This window comes from Klebsiella sp. CN_Kp100 (genome assembly GCF_040065315.1).
Classification (GTDB): domain Bacteria; phylum Pseudomonadota; class Gammaproteobacteria; order Enterobacterales; family Enterobacteriaceae; genus Klebsiella; species Klebsiella oxytoca.
Map to the genome: position 1 here is coordinate 1 of NZ_JBEAIJ010000014.1, position 3,166 is coordinate 3,166.

1 protein-coding gene is annotated in these 3,166 nt (G+C 61.7%); it reads right to left on the bottom strand.

Going from position 1 to position 3,166, the window contains the following annotated elements:
• Positions 1-3,166, bottom strand: a 3,166-nt coding sequence (locus ABLV12_RS08715) for an Ig-like domain-containing protein (RefSeq protein ID WP_348866979.1), incomplete at both ends; no start/stop codon positions are given.

The window sequence follows — 3,166 nt, forward strand, 5'->3', positions numbered from 1 at the left end:
AGTCGCTGTCGGAGTCGGAGTCTCTGTCCGAGTCCGAGTCGCTGTCGGATTCGGAATCGCTGTCGGAGTCCGAATCGCTGTCAGAATCGGAATCGCTGTCCGAATCCGAATCGCTGTCCGAATCCGAGTCACTGTCAGAGTCCGAATCGCTGTCGGAGTCAGAATCGCTGTCAGAATCCGAATCGCTGTCGGAATCCGAGTCACTGTCTGAATCCGAGTCACTGTCTGAATCCGAGTCGCTGTCGGAGTCCGAATCGCTGTCGGAATCGGAGTCGCTGTCCGAATCAGAATCCCTGTCAGCATCCGAGTCTCTGTCAGACTCCGAATCGCTGTCGGAATCCGAGTCCCTGTCGCTATCCGAATCGCTGTCGGAATCCGAGTCACTGTCAGAGTCGGAATCGCTGTCGGAATCGGAGTCGCTGTCAGAGTCCGAATCGCTGTCAGAGTCCGAATCGCTGTCAGAGTCCGAATCGCTGTCAGAATCGGAATCGCTGTCAGAATCGGAATCGCTGTCGCTATCCGAGTCGCTGTCGGAGTCCGAATCGCTGTCAGAGTCGGAGTCACTGTCGCTATCCGAGTCACTGTCAGAGTCCGAATCACTGTCACTATCCGAGTCGCTGTCGGTGTCGTCGCTGAGATCGACAGTTAACTCAAAAGTCGGGGAGCGTTCGCTGACGTTCCCGGCCAGATCGGTCACCGTGGTGCTCAGGCTGTGGCTGCCTTCGTCCAGCGCATCAGGTGTGAAGCTCCAGCGTCCGTCCTCCCCGGCAACTACCGTACCCAGTACCGTGTCGCCGTCATAGATCGTGACTGTGGCGCCCGCCTCGGCGGTACCGCTCAGGGTCGGCGTGTCATCATCCGTTACGTTGCCGCTGTTCAGTGTACCCGTGTCTTCTCCTGCATTATCAGTCACCTGCAGATCGCTGACCGGATTCACGATTGTGTCCACCGTCAGCTCAAACGCCGGGGAACGCTCGCTGACGTTCCCAGCCTTGTCGGTCACGGTGGTGCTCAGGCGGTGGTCGCCCTCGTTCAGGGTATCCGGCGTGAAGCTCCAGTGTCCGTCCTCGCCGGCAACCACGGTACCCAGCACCGTGTCGCCGTCATAGATCGTGACCGTGGCCCCCGCCTCGGCGGTACCGCTCAGGGCCGGTGTGGCGTCGTTGGTCAGATCGCCGCTGGTCAGCGGGCCGGTATGTCCGGCCACATCGTCGGTCACCTGCAGATCGCTGACCGGAGTCACGACTGTATCCACCGTCAGCTCAAACGCCGGGGAACGCTCGCTGACGTTCCCGGCCTTGTCGGTCACGGTGGTGCTCAGGCGGTGGTCGCCCTCGTTCAGGGTATCCGGCGTGAAGCTCCAGCGTCCGTCCTCCCCGGCAACCACCGTACCCAGTACGGTCTCACCGTCATAGATGGTCACCGTGGCACCCGCCTCCGCCGTGCCGCTCAGGGTCGGCGTGGCATCGTTGGTCAGATCGCCGCTGGTCAGCGGGCCGGTATGCCCGGCCACGTCGTCGGTCACCTCCGGCGCACTGGCAGACGGCGCGGTGGTATCAATCGTCAGTTCAAACGCCGGGGAATGCTCGCTGACGTTCCCGGCCTTGTCCGTCACGGTGGTGCTCAGGCTGTGGCTGCCTTCGTCAAGTGCATCGGGGGTGTAACTCCAGCGTCCGTCCTCGCCGGCAACCACGGTACCCAGCACCGTGTCACCGTCATAGATCGTGACCGTGGCGCCCGCCTCAGCGGTACCGCTCAGGGCCGGCGTGGCGTCGTTGGTCAGATCGCCGCTGGCCAGCGGGCCGGTATGCCCGGCCACATCGTCGGTCACCTGCAGATCGCTGACCGGATTCACGATTGTGTCCACCGTCAGCTCAAACGCCGGGGAACGCTCGCTGACGTTCCCAGCCTTGTCGGTCACGGTGGTGCTCAGGCGGTGGTCGCCCTCGTTCAGGGTATCCGGCGTGAAGCTCCAGTGTCCGTCCTCGCCGGCAACCACGGTACCCAGCACCGTGTCGCCGTCATAGATCGTGACCGTGGCCCCCGCCTCGGCGGTACCGCTCAGGGCCGGTGTGGCGTCGTTGGTCAGATCGCCGCTGGTCAGCGGGCCGGTATGTCCGGCCACATCGTCGGTCACCTGCAGATCGCTGACCGGAGTCACGACTGTATCCACCGTCAGCTCAAACGCCGGGGAATGCTCGCTGACGTTCCCGGCCTTGTCCGTCACGGTGGTGCTCAGGCTGTGGCTGCCTTCGTCAAGTGCATCGGGGGTGTAACTCCAGCGTCCGTCCTCCCCGGCAACCACGGTACCCAGCACCGTGTCACCGTCATAGATCGTGACCGTGGCCCCCGCCTCGGCGGTACCGCTCAGGGTTGGTGTGGCGTCGTTGGTCAGATCGCCGCTGGCCAGCGGGCCGGTGTGTCCGGCCACGTCGTCGGTCACCTCCGGCGCACTGGCAGACGGCGCGGTGGTATCAATTGTCAGCTCAAACACCGGAGAGCGCTCGCTGACGTTCCCGGCCTTGTCGGTCACCGTAGCGCTCAGGCTATGAGGACCTTCGCTAAGCTCCGGTAAAGTAAAGCTCCAGTTGCCATCCTGATCCACAACCACTGAACCCAGTACGGTATCGCCGTCATAAATCGTTATCGTGGCGCCCGCTTCTGCCGTCCCTTTGATCTCCGGCGTTGTATCATCGGTCACATCACCGGAATGAAGCGCACCAGTGATGGAACCAACATTGTCATTAACCGTGATGTTCTGTGCTGCAGTGGGTGCTTCAGTATCAGAATCGCTGTCAGAATCCGAGTCACTGTCGGAATCCGAGTCACTGTCCGAATCCGAATCGCTGTCGGAATCCGAGTCACTGTCGGAGTCAGAATCGCTGTCGGAGTCAGAATCGCTGTCAGAGTCCGAATCGCTGTCGGAATCTGAATCGCTGTCGGAATCCGAGTCACTATCTGAATCGGAGTCGCTGTCGGAGTCCGAATCGCTGTCGCTATCCGAATCGCTGTCGGAATCGGAGTCGCTGTCAGAATCGGAATCGCTGTCGCTATCCGAGTCTCTGTGGGTGTCGGAATCGCTGTCGCTATCCGAGTCACTGTCGGAGTCGGAATCGCTGTCAGAGTCGGAATCGCTGTCCGAATCCGAGTCGCTGTCAGAGTCAGA